Origin of the sequence: Enterococcus sp. DA9 (assembly GCF_008000875.1) — a bacterium.
Taxonomy (GTDB): Bacteria; Bacillota; Bacilli; order Lactobacillales; family Enterococcaceae; genus Enterococcus_B; species Enterococcus_B lactis.
Map to the genome: position 1 here is coordinate 38,987 of NZ_CP042840.1, position 22,615 is coordinate 61,601.

Consider the following 22,615-nt stretch of genomic DNA (forward strand, 5'->3'; position numbering starts at 1 on the left):
AAATTTATACAAAAAATGTAAGCGAATAATATTCGTATTGCCTGAAAAGAAGTAATATCAAGATTTTTAGCTTGTTTAAATAATGAAATTATCTCTCTTCGCGTATTATTATAACTCAAAAAAAAGGAGTATGCAAACATACGTTCCCTTTTCTATATTTGAAATTAATTATTTCTTTTAACACTTATGACGTAAAAGGCTACGTTTGTGATTTTTATCATAATATTTTAACTTATAAATTCTATTAAAATAGCTATTATTTTGTAATATTCGTAATATAATTAGAATAATAAAAAATTTTTAATTTTAATGTTACTTCATGAAGCAACAATCACTTTGTCAGTAAAGTTTCACTCTAACCAGTCTTTCGTAATAGTGCTTGGGGAGCTTTCATAATTCAAACGTTTTTCACTTGATACTTTAGCAGCTATTGGTTTTTCGATAAACCAATTTTTTACATAGACAAAAATCAGGTTCTGGATATTTTCGACTTTTTCGGTTTTTAATTTTTGATAGGCTTTTAACAGTGTCGTGTATAATTCTTGTTCTGCATTGACATAATAACTATCGAGTTCTTCAAAAACTATCGAAATACCACTTTCTATTTCAGCTTTTTTCTTTGCATTATGAATAGTCTGGACGGTTTTTTGAGCTTCACTGTAACTTGAAGAAAATGTTTTTATCAAATTTAATACTCGTTCAGGGACAAACGTAGCAATGCTGTCGTTTGTCATAATTGTCTCAAAATTGTCTAACAACAATTGATCTTGTAGGCGGTCTTTTTCAGTGTCTATATTGTGTCTATTAGTGTCTAATATATTATTATTAAGTTCTGGTATGATTTTCATACCCTCTGATTTATCAACGTTTTGGCACGGTATGATTTTCATACCCTCTTGAGCCCCAAGGGATTCAGCGTCTGATTTTTCGTCGAGGGTGGGTATGATTTTCATACCCTCTGATTTATCAACGTTTTCCCTATTCTCTCTATCAAATTTTTCGAGTAAGTAGATATCATTTTCTGAGACTTTTAATTCTGCTAGATATAGTCTATTAGGATTATTTTTCCCTAACTGTTTGTTAAATCCCATCTGCTTTTGTAATAATAAACCAAAGGATTCCAACTCTTTTTTGATTGCTATCGCTTTTTGTTTTTGGCAGTTTAATACGCTACATAGTTCATTTGTCGTATAAGTAAAATAAACATTACCTTCTTCATCGATTTGCCGTTTGCTGATTGCGATCTCTAATCTTGCTTTTAAAAGCATATAGGCAATCTTAGTTGAATCTTTCATTTTTTTGTATTCGTCAGAAACAATAAAGACTTTTGGAAATTGATAAAATAATTCGTTGTAAACTCTATCCGCCTTAAAAAATTTAAAATCAGTCATTGTAGATCCTCTACTTTCACGTTGTTTTATTTATGTAAAATTACCTACTCTTTTCGAAAATAGCAAAGATAAATAAAAAATGCAAACGCATTAAAACTGTTTTTTAATTAAATACTACCTAAAATCAGAAATAAAATGAATTATGTACTACCTTTAAAGTCATTAAGAACTACTTTAAATAAATATTATTTATAATTAAATACTACCAGAAGAACGTATGAATAAAATTTAGTTTTAAAATTAAAGATAATTAAGTACTACCAGTGTCAAAACAAAAAATAAATTAAGAACTACCTTATGCATATAAAACATACTACCATTACTAGCAATATATACTACCTTATTTCAGTAGTATATATTATATTATTCTTATAAGACAAGGCTTTAGGCTAGAAAACAATAGATTATATACTACTAAAAAATACAATAAGTACTACCAATGTCAGATATATATAATAATTATGTACTACCATTAAAATTAACTTATTTAATAAGATACTACTGTGTTAATCTGAAAAAAATTACTTTAAAGTAGTTACATACTACCTGTTAATTTAGATACTACCATTAATACTTAAATTAGATACTACCTATATTTATATTAAGTACTACCGTTCTAAGAATAAGATAATAAAAAAATACTACCAAATTGCAATTAAATACTACTTAAAATGTAAAAAATAAGAACTACCCAAATTAGGTAGTTCTTAATAAGAGAATATCAGATAAATTTGTACAAGTCATAAAAAAATTAATCTTAAATTTTTAAATATATATACTTGTTAATTATAAACTACTTTATTTAGGTAGTACATAATTAACAGATAAAACTACATGCTTGTAGTTTGTCTAGCTAATGAGTTGCATATGATTTATATAAAGGTGTGCAGCATAACTTAGTTGAAGTTAAGAGAATAGAATAAATATTTTTTGTTTTGCTAATAATTAAACACTACCTAAATATGGTAGTGTTTAATTATATAATATTCATTTTGTTACAAATAATCGTATTATAAAAGCATAACAATTGGGATAACTATTTTTTAGATTGTTTAAGTACTACTTAAATTAGGTAGTACTTAAATTTTGGTTTAAGGTAGTAGGTAATTAAGAAATGATATATATCTTCTTTTATAATAGAAGGGGAGAGGCCTAGTTAAAAGCAGCGACAATTAATAACAATGTATTTAATGCTTCACAAAATCCATTTGGTGGACAATGCATTGTTATTAGCGATGATCTACCGTTCTAAGTAGTTTTTTCTATTGGTTGCATTCGTGACTAATTATGGTATAATTATGAGTAACAAAGAGGTATTTCATTATATCACCAAACCCCATCAGCGTGCAGGCTGATGGGGTTTTTTTTACGTTTCTATATTATAGAATTAACGGGTAGGCTTACTGTCTTTTTTGGCAATTTTGCAATCAAGCCATTTGCAGAGGTAACTGCACACTACATCTGCAAGTGGCTTGATTGCAAAAACAAAATCAAAAAGGTATTTCATTATATCTCCTCCTCCCCTTGCCAGATTAGGCCGGGGTAGCAGACAGCAAAACTATTATAACATAACTGAAATACCAAAATGACATATACAGATATGATAATTTATGTATTGATTTTTCTAACAAAAGCACATATTTTAATATATACTACCTATTTTAGGTAGTATATATTTTTAGATACAATATCGATCAGTTTTGAGGAAATGAAATTCTAGATATTTTTTGCTACATAGAGTTACTTTCAATATTTTTTAACGTAATTAGGCAGAAGTCACTCATCCTCTATAGGTTTGTGATGAAATTGCTATTGATCCATTTAAGTAAGAGCAAAAAACTGGAGGTTTATCAGGTAATTGGTCTAATGGATTTAAGTATGCGGTCACCGTGTATAGAGTTGCTTATGAGATTCAAGAAAATAAAGTTATTCCAGTATTGCTATATGGAACACATAACAATTATTATGAATTAGCCGAGAACACTCGCAACTTTATTCGTGTAGATGAATCGGCTTCGGTTGAGTTATAACTTTAGCTATATCAATCAACCGACCGACATATGTTAAATCTATATACAATAAAAATACCTACTTAAATGGATGTTAACGGAAGTGTATGGTGAGTAGTTCACTCGTATTTTGATATCGTTTGTATATGTTTTCAGCGTTCTAAGTGGCTTATTTTGTCCAATAATAATATGGAGTGGAATCCCTTAAGAAACACCGTTGGCGATTGTTGTTATAACATGTTATAATTTATTCATCAAAAACTAAAAGGAGTGTGATAACATGGGAAAAGAACTAAAGGTTAGAAAGATCGGCAATAGTGTGGGAGTGATCCTTCCAAGCTCTCTTGGATTAAAAAGCGGAGACACTGTCCAAGCCAAACAAGAAGGCAACTTATTCATATTAGATACTACTCAAATAGCAAAAGAACACGATCGCAAATTGATTGAAGAAAGTTTCCAAGACTTTGAGAAAGGTTTAACAGTTTCAGAAATTGAAATGGTAAAAGCTTTCGGAAAATACGGCTGGAGTGAATAGATGAAAGAGTACACGCTAGTTTATTCTAAAAGTTTCCAGACCAGCCTTGAAACGATAATAGAAGAATGGGAAAATGAGCTTGCTCTTTCTCCAGCCAGCATAAAAAGATTTGTAGGTGCGATCCAGAAGGCTTTAGAACTAACCAAAAATTTTCCAACTATACATGAGGAAGTTTCCGAAATCTATGGAATGGATATCCCAACATATCGGATCGTGATCGGCAAAAGCTATGCCTTATTTTATCGGATCGACCATGAAAAAAAAGAGATACTTGTAGGACGTATTTTCCAATCTAAACAAATGAAACTAGGCTTTTAACAATAATTAGGCAAAAGTCGCTCATCCTCTACAGGTGGGTGATTAATGCCGCTCGATATGGTTGTTAACCGTCGGTTACTCGAAGATTGATATATAAGACTTAGTACCTTTTTATTTTGCTCCATGTTATGGCCGAAGGTCTAAAGATACAATCATTGGTCTAGAGAAAAATTAAGAACCGTAGGAACTACGGGGATCGCTTGGTGAATAAGAGACACTGCTATTAGTGAAAAAATAAGATATCAAGTACGCTCTATTCCCAAAAATTTCGTGACTTTACTCATGAGAGGTTCAAGTAGTATATTTTTAATCAAAATTGACGTAACTTTTAATAAATACTACCTAAATAAGGTAGTATTTATTTTTGTGTTTTAAAAGAGGAAGTCCAATATATCGGTTCTGTTGCAAAGTTTTAAATCTACTATCAAATAAGGTAGAATAATAGAAAAAGATAGCAGGAGGAATGACGATGAATCATTTTAAAGGAAAGCAATTTCAGCAGGATGTGATTATTGTAGCCGTGGGCTACTATCTTCGTTATAACCTTAGCTATCGTGAAGTTCAAGAAATCTTATATGATCGTGGCATTAACGTTTCTCATACGACGATTTATCGTTGGGTGCAAGAATATGGCAAACTACTCTATCAAATTTGGAAAAAGAAAAATAAAAAATCCTTTTATTCATGGAAAATGGATGAAACGTACATCAAAATTAAAGGAAAATGGCATTATTTGTATCGAGCCATCGATGCAGATGGTTTAACCTTGGATATTTGGTTACGTAAAAAACGGGACACACAAGCAGCCTATGCTTTTCTTAAGCGGTTAGTGAAGCAGTTTGATGAACCGAAGGTTGTAGTCACAGATAAAGCCCCCTCTATTACAAGTGCCTTTAAGAAACTAAAAGAATACGGCTTTTATCAAGGGACAGAACATCGTACCATTAAATACCTGAATAATTTGATTGAACAAGACCATCGTCCAGTAAAGAGACGCAATAAATTCTATCGAAGTTTACGCACTGCCTCTACCACGATTAAAGGCATGAAAGCCATTCGAGGATTATATAAGAAAACCCGAAAAGAAGGCACTCTCTTCGGGTTTTCGATCTGTACTGAAATCAAGGTATTATTGGGAATCCCAGCTTAAATCATAGATACCGTAAGGGATTTTATTCTTTATTTAAAACTTTGCAACAGAACCGTTTCACCTTCGGTGAAATATTGCATAGCAACCTAGTGATAATTAATGACAAAAAATATAAAGTAGAATTTGTGATAGTATTTCTAAAACACCATCAATTGTTTTTTTTACTGTTGTAGATAGCTTCATTTTATTTATCTCCTAACGATTATTTTTAGATACTAAATAGTAGTAGGACCATAATATATTTTATAATTGCTAGCATTTCCACTAAAAATAATATAATACTTAATACAACGATTAAATATATAGCTAATATTACTTTTTGGGAGTTTTCTTTCATCATTTTTATTATAAAAATAAATACTATCAAAAAGACTATTAAAAATATACTGCCAATGATTAGCATCTAGGAATTTCCCATGGATAGTATCCATGTTTATTTTTGAACCATGCTATTTCATTAAATCATATTATATTGCTTCATTGAATTTTTCAACTATTCAATTGAATAGGGAAATATAATTATCTAATAGGTACTTTTTCAGAATAACTATAGAATTGAGATTTATCTGTAAAATTAGCTTTATATTTACTGTTAATTCCAGCCTTTTTAGATATATCTCCCAATTCTATTAATAACTTTTCATCATTTCCTAAAAAATGAATTTTATTGTCAAATCCAACAATATAGATATAATTCACCAATTTGTTTATTAATATTTCTGGATATTTTTCGCTATCTATTTTTTTATAGACTTGCAACAAAACATCTGTAATATCTAATATAGCTTTGGTCTTATCACGCTTCATTAAACTATTATACAATTCATGAATTATTTTTTTTATTTCCCTAATATCAATCATTTAAATCCTTCCTCCACTAAAACTACCAAACAAATTATCTCCCCAACGTTTAACCCCTTTTGACCAAGCTTGTCCCCAATTTACCCAACATTTTTGCTTATTACAATACACACCATTTCCGTAATACGTGGCAGCTTCTACATTTGTTCCTATTACTATAAAACCAATCCCAATCATGCTACAAATAACTGAGCCTTTAACTAATTTCTTTTTCATTAATATTCACCTTGAAAATAAAAATTAGAAAACGTCTTCTATGTAGAAATTATATAGCTATTGGTATAGCTTTGTAAACGTTAAAAAAAAAGAATTTCTCTAACACTTTTGTAAGTTGGTATCCATCAATTCCAATTATTTTTAACCTGATTATTGTACCATTTCATTCAAAACAAATATTGCCATCAATACCTTCTTTTTATAAAATAGCCTTGATGTATATATAAAAATTTTCAAATCAACAAGGAGAAATGAAACGGATGCTTATCAAGCCGGTGTGGATTTTATTGGTAAAACCTTAAGTGGCTATACAAAGTTAAAATTTAAATTTTCTAGAGCTTTTTTAAGTCGCCGATTGTAAAATTAAGCTAGACAACTAAAAAAGTCATTTGTGCTACACTCAAAATAGTTCCGTCCAAAGAATTATAAGGAGTGAGTACAAATGACCTATACCCATCTTACAACGGATGAACTTGTAATGATAGAGTCTTATTTCAAAATAAATCAATCTGTTGCGAAAACTGCGCATTGCTTGAATCGTTCAAGACAAACGATCCATAAAGTATACCTGTTCTTCAAGCAAGGAAAATCAGCCTTAGAGTACTATCAACAGTATAAGAAAAACAAATCAAACTGTGGTAGACGCCCGCTTGTTTTACCTGAGGAACAATCAGAATATATTCAAAGAAAGGTTGTTCAAGGATGGACACCCGATGTGATTGTTGGTCGTGCAGCGTTTCCTATTCGTTGTTCTGCTCGTACCATTTATCGTATGTTCAAAAAGGGGCTATTTAATCCTTCTGACTTACCGATGAAAGGCAAGCGTAAACCAAATGGACATCAAGAAAGACGTGGAAAACAAGCTTTCCGTCGCTCTATTCATGAACGTGAAAAAGATTATAGCCAATTCTCAAATGAGTTTGGTCACCTTGAAGGTGACACTATCGTAGGTTTGAAACATAAAAGTGCTGTAATTACCTTAGTTGAACGATTATCAAAAGTTATCATCACATTGAAACCGTGTGGTAGACAAGCGATTGATATTGAAAACAAATTAAATCATTGGTTTGAATCTGTACCGAAAAATCTATTCAAATCCATCACTTTTGATTGTGGAAAGGAATTTTCAAATTGGAAACAGATCAGTAATGCCAATGATATTGCCATTTATTTCGCTGATCCAGGAACGCCGTCTCAAAGAGGCCTAAACGAGAATTCTAACGGATTGTTACGTAGAGATGGTTTATTGAAATCTATGGATTTCAATTCAGTAGATGAATCTTTTATTCAATCTGTCGCATCGAAACGAAATAATATTCCTAGAAAATCACTGAATTATCGAACACCTTTGGAAGTATTTTTGAGTTACGTAAGTATTGATGATTTGTCTAACTTAATTTGACAATTAAGAAGTCCAAAAACTGAAGTACCGTCTAAATCAGTACCTGATAATTCTCTTAACTTATGTAAGGGAATTTCTGTCTTGTAGTGCTTTAATATCATTGCAAGACAAGCAACTCCACAATCTTTTTCATCTTGTTGTAAAATAATATTTTTCATAAATTCTCCTTTAATATATAATTATTGAAAAAGCAGAAGGGGAAATAATATGAAAAAAAATAACATTTGGTTAAAACTAGGAAAATCTATTTTAGTAGTAATTTTTTTTATTGTAGGATTTTTTGTTGCTAAAGTGATATTTTCTTTATTTTTACAGCATAGATAAGAAAATAGCCAAAAGATATATATACTCTTTTGGCTATTTTTTCTTGTTTATTTACGTTTCCAATAACAAGATTGGACTGTATAACCTGCCATGAAACTACCTACTAGCCAAACACCGAGTGGGATAACTCCCCCAGTTACTTTTCTAGAATCCGTAGTGGATAATTCTTTGTATTTATTTGATAAATTCATTAGAGCTACCTCCTATTATCTTTTCTTAAAACCCATGGCTCCAAATACTCTATCAGCACACCATTTACCAAAATCATAAGTTGTTTTGATAGCAGAAAAGTTATTTAAAAAAGTTCCACCACCCGTAATTTTTTGTGTGTCACTAACAGATAGTTCGTTATATGTTTTTTTCATAATAGCTCTCCTCCTTGAGCAAAGAAATACAAATAGATTAGATAATAATAAAGAAAGCGTATTCTTTATAAAAAAACAAAAGGTATAGGCTTGTCAATATTTTATTTAGTAAAGATAATTTATATTTTTGATAATGTGGTATAGTTAGAATTAATTAGGAAAATATGTTATATTAAATTCTTGTTGACATAATGTACAGGGTTCTGTTGCAAAGTTTTAAATCTACTATCAAATAAGGTAGAATAATAGAAAAAGATAGCAGAAGGAATGACGATGAATCATTTTAAAGGAAAGCAATTTCAGCAGGATGTGATTATTGTAGCCGTGGGCTACTATCTTCGTTATAACCTTAGCTATCGTGAAGTTCAAGAAATCTTATATGATCGTGGCATTAACGTTTCTCATACGACGATTTATCGTTGGGTGCAAGAATATGGCAAACTACTCTATCAAATTTGGAAAAAGAAAAATAAAAAATCCTTTTATTCATGGAAAATGGATGAAACGTACATCAAAATTAAAGGAAAATGGCATTATTTGTATCGAGCCATCGATGCAGATGGTTTAACCTTGGATATTTGGTTACGTAAAAAACGGGACACACAAGCAGCCTATGCTTTTCTTAAGCGGTTAGTGAAGCAGTTTGATGAACCGAAGGTTGTAGTCACAGATAAAGCCCCCTCTATTACAAGTGCCTTTAAGAAACTAAAAGAATACGGCTTTTATCAAGGGACAGAACATCGTACCATTAAATACCTGAATAATTTGATTGAACAAGACCATCGTCCAGTAAAGAGACGCAATAAATTCTATCGAAGTTTACGCACTGCCTCTACCACGATTAAAGGTATGGAAGCCATTCGAGGATTATATAAGAAAACCCGAAAAGAAGGCACTCTCTTCGGGTTTTCGGTCTGTACTGAAATCAAGGTATTATTGGGAATCCCAGCTTAAATCATAGATACCGTAAGGGATTTTATTCTTTATTTAAAACTTTGCAACAGAACCGGATTTATCATAGGCAATGATGCACAGGTTTTTTTTACAGGAACGAATTTACTATTTGTTACATTTTTATCTCTTTTATTTTATCCATACGTTTTGGGGTTATGTAGTCGAATAGCATCTTTTTTTCACTTATTGTGTATCACTAGTTTATCTCTAATTGGTCAATCTTTTAGCGAATACAGAGAGTCAAATGAAAAAGAGATTTTCTCTTATACAAGAAATCAAAAGCAAGTGTTAAAAAGGTATCAAGAAACAAAATCTATAAGAAAAAATGTGAGAATCGGGGATACGTACCATGATATACAATTCGATATTCCGGTTGAAAATCATCGAGTCGCAAATGAAACGTACTATGAAAAAGACAATTACCAAAGTTTAATTAAGCTTGCTAAATTCTCTGGTTTAACTGTGATTTTGTTCCCAGTCCGCTTGGTTATATTTTATTTTTCGCCAGTGCTTTTCAGTATATTCTTTATCATCTCAATGATTGCAAATAGAAGCTTCGTAAAAAAAAGTACCCAGTGAGAGGAGGTTTGACAAGATGGGTGAATATCTAGTCTCGATTCCTTCGAAAGAAGTTAGTGATATGAATCGAAAAGAGCTGTTAGCTTTTTTGTCAGTCTATTTAAACATTGAATTCAATTACAAAAAAATATTCTCAACAAAAGATGCTAAACAAAAACAAATTCAAGATGATGCTAATCAAAGGATTAACATTGTAAACGAAGAATACAAGAGGTTCGAGTATATAGAAGCCAATCAGGATCAACTTAAAATCCAGCCTGAACTGGAATCTTTGCGAGAAGAAAAGAAAAACATCAAACCGATTTCATCAAAAAAAATAGTACTTATCTCAAGTCTTGTTACAGGAATTATTTTCATAGGAATCAATCATCTTATGCAGATTTGGGAGCGGTATGAATCAAAGCAATTCGCAGCAAAAGTGCCATTATTTGATCGAAGTTCCGAAACAGCAGGCGCTCGATTTAGAATGGATGTCGTGTATACCGTTGTAGGCATGTGGAGAGACTACAATGTATTTCTCTTTTTCTTATTGGTGATTGGCGTTTATTTGTTTATCAAATTGAGAGAAGAAGCCAAAAAAAATAAACTGAATCAAACCATTGAGACACTAGAAAAAGAAGCGCTGACTGCTGATCAAGAAAAAAATGCTATTAGAGATTTCTCCAAGGAATTTCATAAAGAAGAGAAGCATCAAGTGATATGCAATCAAAGAGACACATTATTAACTGATTTAGAAGTTATAACAAATCAACCAATCGAGCAGTCTATCGATTGGTACAATCAACTAAGTCCGATACTTCCGCCGTCTATGCAGAACGATGATTATGACACGCTAAAAAGATTAACTTATATCTATCAAATTCTTGAGGATCAACGAGCAAGTAATTGGGAAAAAGCTTTCCAAATTTTAAGAGAAGAGGAACGGCATCAAGAAAATTTAAACATGATGACTAATTGTTATTTGTCTCTTAGTCAACAATTAACAGAACTTGAGCAAAACATTGGCTATTTAGACGAAGCTGTTCTCAAAAATAATCAACGTACTGGTGAAGTGTTGCGAAATTTGAAAAACTTTCGGGTTGTGTATCAATAATTCAATATAAGTAAAAAAGCTTTTATCCTTCAAAAAAGAATGGTATAAGCTTTTTTAGCAGTATTTTTAGTTCATTTTGTTCCAAAGATTTATATGCTTGTATAAATATGATACTATAAGTGAAAACGCTCACTAAGGAGGTTGTATTATGCTTTATTTAACTGTTCCATTTGAACAAAAAGAGTTGGCTAAACAATTAGGTGCGAAGTGGGATCCAAAAGAAAAAAAGTGGTATGTTGAAAATCAAAATGACTATGTAAAGTTCAAAGAGTGGGTTGATGGATGTATTATAGTCAAAGACAACTTTTTAATTGTTGAAGGTCAGCAGTCGTGTTGGAAGTGTCATAAAAATACGAAGGTTTATGCTGTAGGAGCTTTATCACATAATATTATTGATTTAGACAGACCAACAGTCTCAGTTCAAAAAGATACTGGTTATGATCTCCAGTTATGGGCATTAAATGATGAAATTCCTAAAAAAATAAAAGAAGAACTTTCGACAAAGTTTGGATGTAAATTTAAATACTCCTACATAGAAAAGAGAAGCTATTTTGCTAATGTTTGTTCTCATTGTGACAGCTTACAGGGAAATTTCTTTTTGTATAATGAACCAGATAGTCCGTTTGGATATATGAATGACAGCGAATTGACATTATATAAGTATGACTTGAAGGAAGATGTGGGCTCTTGGTTGGTGCTGGACAGGAGCATTTCACCAGATTATTTTTATTTAAGACGGTGTAAATCTGCTAATGTGACATGATTTTTCGGTTAATGTCAAATTATTTTTTGAGTTTGCTTTGTAAATGAGTATAAAAAAGCTGTTCTTTTCAAAACTAGAATAACTTAATGGCATTAAAAAAATGTCAGATGTTGAAGTGCTCCGAGAAGATGATTGAACAATCCACCAATGCTTCTGTTTGGACCTTTAATCCTAGATTTTGTTCGATAGTGGATGTGCGAGCATAGCCTATCTTAACGCTATCTAATCTCTCCAATTTCTTAAACTTACTATTCATACTACTTTGTTCCATTTGAATGCCTCCATATATTTATTAGTTTGGTACTTATATATGGTAATAGAGATAGTAGAAAATCCAATGTTTCTTAGATAGACTTATTAAAATCACTAGGAGATAATCTTCTTCGTGATATAATTACAAGTATGAATTCAGCTTATATTTACGATGTGATTTTATATCAAGGAAGTTGATGAAATAAGTATCGTTTATATAGAAGATACAGTTATTAAAAGACAACTTTAAGGAGATGTTTTATGAAATTATATTCTGAAAGGCACGGTATAAGAGCACCGCAGGAGAAGACATATTTAATTAACAGAGATATGTATTCATTACTTTTAAATTGTTGTAAAAGATATCAAAAGAATTTAACATATATTTTTATATTAAATTGTCATCACGATTTTACAGATAGTGATTATATAGCATTTGATGAAAATGGATTTACGACGAGAATTAAGATAAAAATACCGTCTCTCTTTCGGGATGAGCATGACAGAATTAGCACGCCACAATCTGAAGACGAATATAATCAATATTCGCTTTTAGACCTTATTGAATTCTTTGCGCAAAATATTAGAGATATCTCAGAGCGGTGGAACAATAACAAATACCGAAACTACCAAACAATAGACTGTTTTAACTCTTCAAATGTATTTGCAAATTTCCAAGAGGAAATAAATGAAATATTCTCTGAGTCTGGGCTGTTATATGAACTTACGGACAAAAAGATTATTGAAAGAATTGTTGAGAATAGTCCAATTACAGCGGAAATAGAAAACTCTTTTTTATCAGTACAGGAGCAAGGTACAAGAGAGTTGTTGAAAGATGCAGTTGCATTGTATAAAACACCAAACCCGGCAGCACGGCAAGATTCAGTCGAAAAGATATGGGATGCATTAGAACGCTTAAAAACATATTATACAGCACTGGACAAGAAACATTCATCAGGAAAAATTATAAATGATATGTCAAATGGGAATAAAAAATTTGGAGATTTATTTGATGATGAATTTAAAGCATTAACAAATATCGGTAATGAATATCGCATACGTCATCATGAAACTGATAAAATTGATATCACGGATACACGTTATTATGATTACCTTTTTAATCGATGTTTATCGCTGATTGCTTTAGCAATACAGTATCTAGAATAAAAATAACGTATTAGATTGAGATTGGTGGCGATGACTATCCAAAGATAATTTATAGATTTCCTTAAAAGAATTGGAGTAACAGTATGGATTTAAAAGATTTTTATTTTCAGAATATACAAAAAAATGAATATCATTATCGATTTTTTAATTCGATTAAAAATGTTAATAAAGTATACAATATATTTGACGGTTATGAGGAAACGGAAGATTATGAATTCGAAGTGTATGATGTAGAAGAAGCAATAACAAAATTTAGAGAATTATGCCAACCAGAGGGAAATTTTTCTGGTAATGAGAATAAATGTTGGTTTTATCTTATATCGTATTACTTGTTTAAAGTAGGATATGAGATAAAAGAATTTCCTAGATTGTTGGTACGACCACCTGTTGAACCTAGTGATTTTACTTATGGGGAAATCAGGAACAAAATTATTGCAGAGGGAAATGACGATAACGGTACTGTTAGATATGCCGTTAGAAGAACATTTGTCGCAGGGTTGACATTTGAGCAGAAATCAACCTATGTTGATGTAGATGCCTCAATCAATCAAAAGTTTGTCGAAATATCAAATCGACAAGCATCGTTCAATAATATGAGTATAGATGAAAAACTTGCAGAGATAGCAAACTTAATAGAAAGTCTATTAAAAAAGAATGGTAGATTTCTTATTCCTGATTATTCTACGATTTGTTTCAATTATATTTCTAATGATGTAGTAACAAGCTATAGAAAGAAAATGCATTGTTTTAGACATGCGACTGATGAAGCGATTGCGGAAAGAAAAAACTATTCGGAAGAACAAAAAAGTTTTTTTGTTGATTTTGGATTGACTATTATTAAGGTGATACATTCTCTGTTGCAATAAAAACAGTACAGTTGAATATTTCTGTATAAAACAGAATCAAAAATTATCAAAAGTATTTATGTGAACTCAAAAAAGAACTGATGTATTCCTATAACCAAGAATATATTTTGGTATCCTAGTTAGGTAGTTGTCTCTAAATACAATACGACATTGAGTTGATTAAATTGGTAAAAAGTTTACATGGTTTGAAGCTTGACTGCAATACGAGATGTATATAAATACTAAAGAATACCTGAGTATGGCCTATCCATAAAACCGTTGAAAGCAGCGGTTTTATGGTATAATAGCACTAATAGTCATTTTACTATTTAACAGTATTCAGTAATTTAAAGTAAAAGACAAAATATGTATTAAGAGGAAGTGTCAAGATGTTACGAGATAATCAACAGTTTAATGAATCAATCAAATCAAATTCTGCGTTTTTGGACGAACTACGTCAAAAGATGCCAGAATTTTTTACTGCTACCAAATATGATGAAGAAGGCAATGTTGTTGAAACCTCAACCTTTGATAATGAAAAATTTCAACAAGCTTTAAAAGAGCATAATATCGATGAACTTTCTAGTGGCTACCGTTTAGATTTTATTGGCAAAAACTATGCCAAGAAGCAAGCCGGTGAACGGCCAACGACCGTTATTGTGCCAGATAATGATCACAACCAAAAAGAGGAAAACAAAAATAGTAAAAATCTGTTCTTTACTGGGGATAACTTAGAAGTATTACGCCACCTGCAACAAAATTATGCGAACAGTGTAGATTTTATCTATATTGACCCACCTTATAATACCGGTTCGGATGGCTTTGTCTACCCAGATAACTTTGAGTATTCAGATGATCAACTCAAAGATATGTTTGCTTTAAATGAGGATGAACTCAAACGTTTAAAGTCGATTCAAGGCAAAGCCACGCATAGTGCATGGCTAACGTTTATGTATCCAAGGCTATACTTGGCTAAGAAAGTCCTGAAAGATTCCGGCGTGATTTTTGTATCCATTGATGATAATGAGCAGGCGAACTTGAAGTTGTTGATGGATGAAGTGTTTGGACAAAGTAGCTTTATTGCTGATTTTATTTGGCAGCATAGGAAGTCCAGCCAAAATGATACGGATGTATCTTTATCTCATAATTATACGCTGGCTTTTGCTAAAAATAGATTGAACTATAAATTAAATACTTTACCAATCGATGTATCTAAATTTACTAATCCAGATAATGATTTGAGGGGGCCTTGGGTGGCAGATCCGTTTGATGCCCCGAATGTTCGTCCAAATTTGACATATGTTATTACTAACCCAACTACAGGGGAGCAGCACCTCCCTCCTAGGGGGAGGCACTGGCGAACTACTCAAGAAAAGTTCGCCAGTGCCTTGGAAGACAATCGGATTGTTTTTGGAAAGAATGGAAAAGGTCGACCACAAATGAAACGTTTTTTATCTGAAGCAAATAGTAAAGGAGTAAACCCATTTACTATTTGGACTCATCTAGGCACAGCGACAAATGCTACTAGGGAAGTTATGGCATTATTTTCAGGTCTTAAAATTTTCTCAACTCCTAAACCCACTGAATTGATTCGGGAACTGCTTCTTATTGGGGCAAATAAAAGCTCGGTTATATTGGATTTCTTTGCCGGATCCTCAACAACTGCTGATGCAGTCATGCAATTAAACGCTGAAGATGGAGGTAATCGCCAATATATTATGTGTACCTTACCTGAGCCAACCTTTACGGTGAACTCTGATGGTAAAGAGGTTCCTACTAAAGGTGGTGAGACAGCCTATAAAGCCGGCTATAAGTCCATTGATGAAATCTCTCGTGAGCGTATCATCCGAGCAGCCAATAAAATCAAAGAAGAAAATCCGTTATTGACAGAAGCACAAGATTTTGGCTTTAAGCATTATCGTGTGATACCACCAACCCAAGATACATTGGAGAAAATCGATTATGATAACCAACTACAACTCGACCTACTTGATGATATGATTGATGCCTTCTCTAGTGAAAAATTAGGTGTGGCAGGGAACGCGGCTGGAATGGATACAATTTTACAGACTTACCTTGCTAAAGATAATTATCCGTTTGATGTTTCCATCGAACGAATCGATGTTGCGGGTATTTCACTCCCTTATGTAAACAATCAACGCATTTATATCATCACGAAGGATTGGAAAGCAGAAAATACCAAGGCCTTAGTGAATGCAATTGGTAAAAATGAACGGGTCGTACAGACGATTGTGGTGTATGGCTATACCATAGAGATGGAAAGCTTACGGGAACTTGAAATTGCACTGAATCAACTTGAAAATAAAGTCAATCTACAAGTGAGATATTAGGAGGCAGAAAGCATGAAGATTCTATTAGAAGAATTACCCCATCAGCTGGAAGCTCTCCAAGCATTAGATGAAGCATTTTATGGTCTAGATGAACGCACGAAAGACCCAGATAAAGATTATGTATACGCCAATCCGATTGTTAAAGGCCGTGGCAATGAGAATACCAATATCGATATCAAGATGGAGACAGGAACAGGCAAGACCTATGTCGGCGTGCGTGCCATGTATGAGTTGCATCAAAAATACGGCTTATTCAAATTTATTGTCGTGGTGCCAAGTCCGGCGATTAAAGAAGGTTGGAAAAACTTTATTGTTGCGGATTATGCCAAGCAGCACTTTTCGCAATATTATGAAAATACACAAATCAACCTCAACGTGATCAATGCCGGCGACTTTAATAGTAAAAAAGGCTTGTTGCCAGCACACTTGGTAGAGTTTATTGAAGGCGATCGGTTGAATTCTTCAACTATTCAGGTCTTATTGATTAATGCCGGGATGCTTAATTCTGCATCAATGAAGAAAGATTACGCTCAAACGCTCTTATCTGGTTGGACATCACCCTTAGAAGGGCTTAAAGCCACTCGACCGATTGTGATGATTGATGAGCCTCATCGTTTTCCAAGAGATAAGGCGAACTATAAATCGATTACGGCAGTCGAACCGCAAATGATTATCCGTTTGGGGGCCACCTTTCCTGACGTAAAGGCTGGGAAAGGACGTCAAGCAACCATCGTGAAAGACTATTACCGCAAACAACCTCAGTTCAACCTGAATGCGGTCTCTTCATTTAATAATGGTCTAGTTAAAGGGATTGATGTTTATTATCCCAATGTAACTGAAACGGAGTCTAAAGAGCGGTATGTGGTCGAATCAGTAACTAACCAACAACTCGTTCTTAGGCACAATTCAACTCTCTATACTTATGGTAAAGGTGATGACATTGGTTTTGATGGGGATATTTATTATGAGGGTGCCAAGAGACTATCAAATGGACTTGAATTGGAGAAGGGGATGGCTTTCTTACCTGCTACGATGACAAGCTCCTACCAAGAACTCATTATTCGTGATGCGATTGAGAAGCATTTTGAGGCAGAAATACCAAATTTTATGCGTGAAAATGAGTATCAACCGAAGGTCAAAACTTTGTCACTCTTCTTTATTGATTCGATCAAGTCATATCGTGATGAAAAAGGATGGTTGAAAGAACTATTTGAGAAGCATCTTAGACGCAAACTAGAAGCACTGATTCGTGAGTTCCGCTTGAAAAAGTTACCTCGAGAGCAAGAATACTTATCTTTCTTACAAGTGACCTTGGCTGATTTAACTGAGAATGTTCACGCAGGCTACTTTGGCGAAGACCGTGGTTCAGGGGACGAAGCTATTCAAGCAGAGGTGGATGACATCTTAAAAAACAAAGAAAAACTACTGTCGTTTAAGGATGGTAAGGGGAATTGGCAAACTCGTCGTTTCTTATTTTCTAAATGGACTCTCCGCGAAGGTTGGGATAATCCCAATGTTTTTATGATTGCGAAACTACGGACATCAGGGAGTGAGAATTCTAAGATTCAAGAAGTCGGTCGTGGTTTACGATTACCAGTTGATGAGAATGGCCATCGGCTTTTACAAGATGAGCTTCCGAGCAGATTACGTTTCCTCATTGGTTATGATGAGAAAGACTTTGCCAATAAATTAGTTGCAGAAGTCAATGATGATGCTGTAGTTAAGTTAAATGAAAGTAAACTAACCTCCGCTATGATGCAACTAATTATCGAAAAAACAGATAATTTAGATGAAGAAACTTTATTAGAACAACTCGATGCTGCCAATATTATTAAGCGCAATAATGATTTTAAAGAGAATGGTTTTGAGAAACTAATTGAATTGTATCCTGTTTTAACGGAAGCGACACAAGTTAAAAAAGGAAAAATTACCACAGGTGGCCCTAAAAATAAGCAGCGCATCAAGCTCAATAAAGAAAATTGGAATAAAATGCGCCATCTATGGGAGCAATTCTCAAACCGTTATATGTTAGAATTTGACCGTGTCAATGACGAGGCTTTGCAGCTGCTCATTGATGAAATGATTCAAGATAAGGATAACTTTACACTTCAGTATCCAGAATTCACTCGCAACGAATTGTATTATAATGACGAGAACGGTGAAATGCGTGTACGTGAACAAACAGCCAATTACGATAGCCGTAAACCAATTGCAGGTATGAAATATGGTGAATTTTTATTAAAATTGACCCAACGCACTAAATTGAAACCAGCGCTATTGCATAAGAGTTTATTTAGTGCTTTAAAAGAAACCTATGGTGGCAATAAAGATTATTTAAATGAATTAACGCTTAGTAATTTAGTCCGTGACTTCAAAGATCGATTTGAAAAGCGCTATGCTCAAAGTTATCACTACCACCCTCTTGAATTTCAGGCCAGTACGTCTGTTTTTGATGTGATGAAGAATGATTTTAAAGAGGATATTCTAGCAACTATTATTGGTATCAATGAAGACAACGATGTAGTAGATGACGGTCGACAACTCTATGAAATTCCGCCACATCGGTACGATTCAGCGAAACCTGAAAGAGAACTATTGAAGTACGGATATGCTCCAAATATCCTTTCCTTCGGTAAATTGCCTAAAAAAGCGATTCAGGTTCCAAAGTATATGGGAGGAACGACAACTCCTGACTTTGTTTATATTGTTGAGCGAGAAGATGAGTCGCATGTCTATTTATTGGTCGAAACCAAAGCGGAGGGTTCTGGGAAGCGTCTTAGCGATGAGCAGATTGTGGTAATACAAGAGCGTTTCTTTGGGGCATTAAAACAATATGGTGTCGAATACCAGGAGGCAACGGCAGCACAAGATGTATACGATAAATTAAGAAAGGTGGCGAAGTTAAATGACAAATAATTTGATGGATTTAGGGAGAACTGGCGAAATTGCTAAAACGGGTGCCAAACCTAAATTGCCTACAACGATTCCGAATTTAACAGATACGATGCTCGATGTGTATCGTATACCACTAAAATATTTGTACTATAACGATGAAAATGGGCGTATTTCCACACAGATTAAAAGAGAATTTGGTACTTTAACAGCTCAAACAGATGAAACAGACTCTGACTACAACAACAAGATTGCAATGTTTATCGAAGAAGATAATGCTACTGCTTTAAAAAAGACTAAAAAATCAATCAAAGAAAAAGGACAACAAGTTTATGGTTATGTACTGCAAGATGGGCGTATTATTGACGGTAACCGACGCTTTACGGCCTTGCGACAGTTACAAGCTGAAACTGGAACGAGTCAATACTTTGAAGCAGTGATTTTGCCGTTCACTTATGATGCCAAAGCAGATCGTGCTCAGATTAAGCGACTTGAATTAGCCATACAGATGGGAACCGAAGAAAAACTTCAGTATGATCCTGTTGATTTAGCTGTAGATATTTATAAGACGGTCATTACAGATGAACTGATGAGTGCTAAAGATTACGCAATCGAGTCGAATATCAATGTGAAGGATGTCGAAAGTCGCATTGCGACGGTTGGCTTAATACACGATTTTTTACTTTTTATCAATAGCGATTCAGAGAATTATCATATTATAAAAGACTTAAAGCTTTATACGCATTTATATGAGTTGGCTAAAAAATTAACGTCTTTATTCCCGAATAAAGGTCCAAACTATGAGCAGACAAAGATAACTACGTTTACCTTTTTGGGCAAAGCATTCTTGACTGGCGGAGATACTTTAAGAGAGTCTCGCGACTACATTAAGGAAATAGTTGGTTCTGCGGTTAATAAGCATTTTAATGATGAAGTTGAAGAAACTGTTGAAGATTTTCGTGACAAGCTAGAAAGTGACCCTATCCAATCTGCTGCAGACTATCGCAACCGACTGGAAGAAGCCACGCCAGAATTACGCCAAATCAGTGAAGCATATAATAAGACCGTCAACCGTCAAAATCGTGGTAAGAATGTCGATAGTTTTATCGCAGATGTAAGGGAAACGCTGAATACCTTAAATGATATGAAACGCGGAGATGGTTTAACGGGTAACCTACAGTTCTCAAACTTTTCTAAGGATCAAGTAGCTGAAATTCGGGAGATGTTGGTTAAAATCAATCTCATCAGCGGTGACCTAATAGAGGTATACGAAGATGAGCTCTAATGTTCGGTTGGTAAGTTTAGATGGAACATTTAAGTTCATCGATAATGATATGGAAATTCTAAAAACACGCAAAGTTAAACGACTAATAGAGCGATACCAATCTTTCTTTCAAAATGTTGACCAATTAGTGCTTTCCAGTGAGTTAAATTACGTTCAGCTCACTGAATTGATTGAAAAACTCAACGACAGACTCAAGGGCGATCTTGATGTAGCTCAAGAAATACGAGCTTTCATTGAACAAAATCGCTATGCAATAGACGAACAGAGAATTGCCGGGATAACTATTAAAGAATACGATAATCGTTGGAACTTAGAATTACAGCAATTTGAAGAGATTGTCGATCGAGAGATCAGTCGTCCCTTGAAACCACAACAAATTCAAGCGAGTTTCTATTTAGCAACTATGAAGCGTGCTGCAAATTTTAGTGTGCCTGGGGCTGGCAAGACCGCGATGACCTATGGGGCTTTTGCTTATCTCTCTTCGTCAGCTATGAATGAAGTCAATAAAGTGTTAGTGATTTCTCCCCTTAATGCCTTTGAAGCTTGGCGAGCAGAGTTTATTGAGGTGTTTGGCGATAAGCGTTCGCTCCATTTTATGAATTTGAAAGACTTTGATAATCCAGGTGATATTCGAACAGATTGGGGAATTGCTAATGTAATTGTGATTAATTATGAATCACTTTTTGGTTGGAAACTATCGGTCTTGAATGCCTTAATTGATGAAAAGACGATGATAGTGTTCGATGAGGTTCATCGTATAAAAAATCCAGCAGGGAAAAGAGCTCAAAGTGCCTTAAAGCTAGGAAAGCAAGCACGTTATCATTACGTACTCACAGGAACTCCTATCCCAAATTCTTACAAAGATATCTACAATTTTCTGCATTTGCTCTATGACAATGAGTATGAGTCTTTCTTTAGCTGGGATATCCACGATTTAGAAGCATCGAATACTAACGAAATTAATGAGAAGCTACAGCCATTTTTTTGGCGTACCACTAAAAAAGATTTGAATGTCCCTGAAGCGGACCCAGACCAACTCCTCGTTGTCCAACCCAGTGAGCGACAAATTGACTTAGCTAAAACGATTCATGAAGTTGAAACGAATGTTTTGGGCCGATATATTCGTTTATTGCAAGCGTCAACTAATCCGGCACTCTTGACTGAAAAAATTAATTTGAATGATTTAGGTTTTTTATTTGATGAAATAGACTATTCGATTGAATCTGCACTAGATCATGTTGAGCAAAATAAAGCGAAACAACGTATGTATTTTGATGCTGGCGTAGAATCAATGGTGACACCTAAGTTTACCACAGGAATGCAACTGATTGAACAACTGGTTGCTGAAGGGAAAAAAGTTATTGTATGGGGAATGTTTGTTGGGACTATGCACAAAATACACAATGAGTTAAGTGAAAGAGAAATACTTTCACATTTGATTTACGGGCAAACGCCTAAAGAAGATCGTGTTGAATTGATTAATGAGTTTCGTAATGGCCCCGTTCAAGTCCTTATTTCAAACCCTGCGACTTTAGGAGAATCTATCTCATTGCATCAATCAGTTCATGATGCTGTTTATTTTGAATACAATTTCAATCTGACTTTTATGTTACAATCTCGAGATCGTATTCACCGATTAGGTTTAGATGATAATCAATATACTCGCTATTATTACTTGATGACAGATGGAAATAATGCACATAACGGCTTCATTGACCAATTAGTCTATGATCGGCTGAAAGAAAAAGAGTTAGTGATGATAAATGCCATAGAAGGTAATTTGTTACTTCCAGAGGTAGGAGATGATTATTTGGAGGATGTGAAGAAAATAATCACAAAGATTAGAGTATAGAATATTAATTA

General features: G+C 33.6%; 19 protein-coding genes and 4 pseudogenes. 15 read left to right on the forward strand and 8 right to left on the reverse strand.

The genetic code is table 11. The features are described from left to right. Positions 1-350 precede the first annotated feature (350 nt). Positions 351-1,391, reverse strand: coding sequence for a replication initiator protein A (locus FTX43_RS14110; RefSeq protein WP_010731498.1), 1,041 nt, complete (start codon positions 1,389-1,391; stop codon positions 351-353). A 1,165-nt stretch (positions 1,392-2,556) separates the two neighbouring features. Here FTX43_RS14110 and FTX43_RS14115 point away from each other — a divergent pair. The 5 genes and pseudogenes from FTX43_RS14115 to FTX43_RS14140 all read left to right on the forward strand — a co-directional run. Further along, positions 2,557-2,643: pseudogene (locus tag FTX43_RS14115) on the forward strand (single-stranded DNA-binding protein); the annotation flags it as partial. Positions 2,644-3,196: 553 nt separating this feature from the next. Then, positions 3,197-3,421: pseudogene (locus tag FTX43_RS15540) on the forward strand (type II toxin-antitoxin system RelE/ParE family toxin). Between the two features lie 259 nt (positions 3,422-3,680). Next, positions 3,681-3,935 carry an AbrB family transcriptional regulator gene (locus FTX43_RS14130; protein ID WP_002318299.1) on the forward strand — a complete coding sequence of 85 codons (255 nt, stop codon included), beginning with the start codon at positions 3,681-3,683 and terminating at the stop codon, positions 3,933-3,935. Beyond that, a complete protein-coding gene (locus FTX43_RS14135) occupies positions 3,936-4,253 on the forward strand; it encodes a type II toxin-antitoxin system RelE/ParE family toxin (protein WP_002318298.1) in 318 nt (105 codons plus the stop codon). A 469-nt stretch (positions 4,254-4,722) separates the two neighbouring features. Continuing rightward, positions 4,723-5,403: an IS6-like element IS1216 family transposase gene (locus FTX43_RS14140; RefSeq protein ID WP_073461083.1), complete on the forward strand. Its 681-nt coding sequence runs from the start codon at positions 4,723-4,725 to the stop codon at positions 5,401-5,403. Positions 5,404-5,799: 396 nt separating this feature from the next. Here the strand turns inward: FTX43_RS14140 and FTX43_RS15545 are convergent. The 3 genes and pseudogenes from FTX43_RS15545 to FTX43_RS14155 form a co-directional block, all read right to left on the reverse strand. After that, positions 5,800-5,859, reverse strand: a pseudogene (locus FTX43_RS15545) (LsbB family leaderless bacteriocin); the annotation flags it as partial. Positions 5,860-5,922: 63 nt separating this feature from the next. Next, positions 5,923-6,264 (reverse strand): bacteriocin immunity protein, encoded by a 342-nt coding sequence (locus FTX43_RS14150; RefSeq protein WP_002318791.1) that lies wholly within the window; start codon positions 6,262-6,264, stop codon positions 5,923-5,925. Then, a complete protein-coding gene (locus FTX43_RS14155; protein ID WP_002313088.1) occupies positions 6,265-6,480 on the reverse strand; it encodes a leucocin A/sakacin P family class II bacteriocin in 216 nt (71 codons plus the stop codon). A 442-nt stretch (positions 6,481-6,922) separates the two neighbouring features. Between FTX43_RS14155 and FTX43_RS14165 the strand changes: the two genes are divergently transcribed. Beyond that, the gene (locus FTX43_RS14165) at positions 6,923-7,882 is read left to right on the forward strand and encodes an IS30 family transposase (RefSeq protein ID WP_000222573.1); all 960 of its coding nucleotides are present in this window, start codon (positions 6,923-6,925) and stop codon (positions 7,880-7,882) included. 8 nt (positions 7,883-7,890) lie between these two features. Here FTX43_RS14165 and FTX43_RS14170 read toward each other — a convergent pair. From FTX43_RS14170 to FTX43_RS15010, 3 genes and pseudogenes are all read right to left on the reverse strand, one after another. Continuing rightward, positions 7,891-8,040: pseudogene (locus FTX43_RS14170) on the reverse strand (cysteine peptidase family C39 domain-containing protein); the annotation flags it as partial. Between the two features lie 213 nt (positions 8,041-8,253). Beyond that, positions 8,254-8,397, reverse strand: a complete 144-nt coding sequence (locus FTX43_RS15005; RefSeq protein WP_002319092.1) for a hypothetical protein — start codon at positions 8,395-8,397, stop codon at positions 8,254-8,256. 15 nt (positions 8,398-8,412) lie between these two features. After that, positions 8,413-8,571 (reverse strand): hypothetical protein, encoded by a 159-nt coding sequence (locus tag FTX43_RS15010; RefSeq protein ID WP_002319093.1) that lies wholly within the window; start codon positions 8,569-8,571, stop codon positions 8,413-8,415. A 273-nt stretch (positions 8,572-8,844) separates the two neighbouring features. Here FTX43_RS15010 and FTX43_RS14175 point away from each other — a divergent pair, with 273 nt between their 5' ends. The 3 genes from FTX43_RS14175 (at position 8,845) to FTX43_RS14185 (ending at position 11,960) form a co-directional block, all read left to right on the forward strand. Beyond that, entirely contained in the window at positions 8,845-9,525 is a 681-nt protein-coding gene (locus FTX43_RS14175; protein WP_001015311.1) for an IS6-like element IS1216 family transposase, read from the forward strand. Between the two features lie 640 nt (positions 9,526-10,165). Continuing rightward, positions 10,166-11,197, forward strand: a complete 1,032-nt coding sequence (locus FTX43_RS14180) for a hypothetical protein (RefSeq protein ID WP_147607144.1) — start codon at positions 10,166-10,168, stop codon at positions 11,195-11,197. Between the two features lie 148 nt (positions 11,198-11,345). Further along, positions 11,346-11,960 carry a DUF5710 domain-containing protein gene (locus FTX43_RS14185; RefSeq protein WP_147607145.1) on the forward strand — a complete coding sequence of 205 codons (615 nt, stop codon included), beginning with the start codon at positions 11,346-11,348 and terminating at the stop codon, positions 11,958-11,960. 103 nt (positions 11,961-12,063) lie between these two features. On the opposite strand, the gene FTX43_RS14190 is transcribed toward FTX43_RS14185, so the two are convergent. Continuing rightward, positions 12,064-12,231: a hypothetical protein gene (locus FTX43_RS14190; protein WP_021108832.1), complete on the reverse strand. Its 168-nt coding sequence runs from the start codon at positions 12,229-12,231 to the stop codon at positions 12,064-12,066. 242 nt (positions 12,232-12,473) lie between these two features. Here FTX43_RS14190 and FTX43_RS14195 point away from each other — a divergent pair, with 242 nt between their 5' ends. The 6 genes from FTX43_RS14195 to FTX43_RS14220 all read left to right on the forward strand — a co-directional run bounded on the left by FTX43_RS14195 (position 12,474) and on the right by FTX43_RS14220 (position 22,604). Then, positions 12,474-13,379: an AbiJ-NTD4 domain-containing protein gene (locus FTX43_RS14195; protein WP_142432546.1), complete on the forward strand. Its 906-nt coding sequence runs from the start codon at positions 12,474-12,476 to the stop codon at positions 13,377-13,379. An 83-nt stretch (positions 13,380-13,462) separates the two neighbouring features. Then, the gene (locus FTX43_RS14200; protein WP_142432547.1) at positions 13,463-14,245 is read left to right on the forward strand and encodes a hypothetical protein; all 783 of its coding nucleotides are present in this window, start codon (positions 13,463-13,465) and stop codon (positions 14,243-14,245) included. Between the two features lie 368 nt (positions 14,246-14,613). After that, positions 14,614-16,575, forward strand: a complete 1,962-nt coding sequence (locus FTX43_RS14205; RefSeq protein WP_187160012.1) for a site-specific DNA-methyltransferase — start codon at positions 14,614-14,616, stop codon at positions 16,573-16,575. Between the two features lie 12 nt (positions 16,576-16,587). Beyond that, on the forward strand, positions 16,588-19,491 hold the full coding sequence (locus FTX43_RS14210; RefSeq protein WP_147607146.1) for a type III restriction-modification system endonuclease: 2,904 nt from the start codon (positions 16,588-16,590) through the stop codon (positions 19,489-19,491). After that, positions 19,481-20,752 (forward strand): ParB N-terminal domain-containing protein, encoded by a 1,272-nt coding sequence (locus FTX43_RS14215; RefSeq protein WP_147607147.1) that lies wholly within the window; start codon positions 19,481-19,483, stop codon positions 20,750-20,752. The genes FTX43_RS14210 and FTX43_RS14215 overlap by 11 nt, the downstream gene beginning before the upstream one ends. Beyond that, positions 20,742-22,604, forward strand: a complete 1,863-nt coding sequence (locus FTX43_RS14220) for a DEAD/DEAH box helicase (protein WP_147607148.1) — start codon at positions 20,742-20,744, stop codon at positions 22,602-22,604. Before FTX43_RS14215 ends, FTX43_RS14220 begins: the two co-directional genes overlap by 11 nt. The last annotated feature ends 11 nt before the right edge of the window (positions 22,605-22,615 follow it).

Coding starts and splice junctions, on each gene's coding strand:
- FTX43_RS14195 (WP_142432546.1), top strand. CDS start 12,474: ATGAAATTATATTCTGAAAGGCACGGTATAAGAGCACCGCAGGAGAAG.
- FTX43_RS14190 (WP_021108832.1), bottom strand. CDS start 12,231: ATGGAACAAAGTAGTATGAATAGTAAGTTTAAGAAATTGGAGAGATTA.
- FTX43_RS14210 (WP_147607146.1), top strand. CDS start 16,588: ATGAAGATTCTATTAGAAGAATTACCCCATCAGCTGGAAGCTCTCCAA.
- FTX43_RS14175 (WP_001015311.1), top strand. CDS start 8,845: ATGAATCATTTTAAAGGAAAGCAATTTCAGCAGGATGTGATTATTGTA.
- FTX43_RS14140 (WP_073461083.1), top strand. CDS start 4,723: ATGAATCATTTTAAAGGAAAGCAATTTCAGCAGGATGTGATTATTGTA.
- FTX43_RS14205 (WP_187160012.1), top strand. CDS start 14,614: ATGTTACGAGATAATCAACAGTTTAATGAATCAATCAAATCAAATTCT.
- FTX43_RS15005 (WP_002319092.1), bottom strand. CDS start 8,397: ATGAATTTATCAAATAAATACAAAGAATTATCCACTACGGATTCTAGA.
- FTX43_RS14130 (WP_002318299.1), top strand. CDS start 3,681: ATGGGAAAAGAACTAAAGGTTAGAAAGATCGGCAATAGTGTGGGAGTG.
- FTX43_RS14110 (WP_010731498.1), bottom strand. CDS start 1,391: ATGACTGATTTTAAATTTTTTAAGGCGGATAGAGTTTACAACGAATTA.
- FTX43_RS14185 (WP_147607145.1), top strand. CDS start 11,346: ATGCTTTATTTAACTGTTCCATTTGAACAAAAAGAGTTGGCTAAACAA.
- FTX43_RS14200 (WP_142432547.1), top strand. CDS start 13,463: ATGGATTTAAAAGATTTTTATTTTCAGAATATACAAAAAAATGAATAT.
- FTX43_RS14135 (WP_002318298.1), top strand. CDS start 3,936: ATGAAAGAGTACACGCTAGTTTATTCTAAAAGTTTCCAGACCAGCCTT.
- FTX43_RS14220 (WP_147607148.1), top strand. CDS start 20,742: ATGAGCTCTAATGTTCGGTTGGTAAGTTTAGATGGAACATTTAAGTTC.
- FTX43_RS14180 (WP_147607144.1), top strand. CDS start 10,166: ATGAATCGAAAAGAGCTGTTAGCTTTTTTGTCAGTCTATTTAAACATT.
- FTX43_RS14150 (WP_002318791.1), bottom strand. CDS start 6,264: ATGATTGATATTAGGGAAATAAAAAAAATAATTCATGAATTGTATAAT.
- FTX43_RS14215 (WP_147607147.1), top strand. CDS start 19,481: ATGACAAATAATTTGATGGATTTAGGGAGAACTGGCGAAATTGCTAAA.
- FTX43_RS14155 (WP_002313088.1), bottom strand. CDS start 6,480: ATGAAAAAGAAATTAGTTAAAGGCTCAGTTATTTGTAGCATGATTGGG.
- FTX43_RS15010 (WP_002319093.1), bottom strand. CDS start 8,571: ATGAAAAAAACATATAACGAACTATCTGTTAGTGACACACAAAAAATT.
- FTX43_RS14165 (WP_000222573.1), top strand. CDS start 6,923: ATGACCTATACCCATCTTACAACGGATGAACTTGTAATGATAGAGTCT.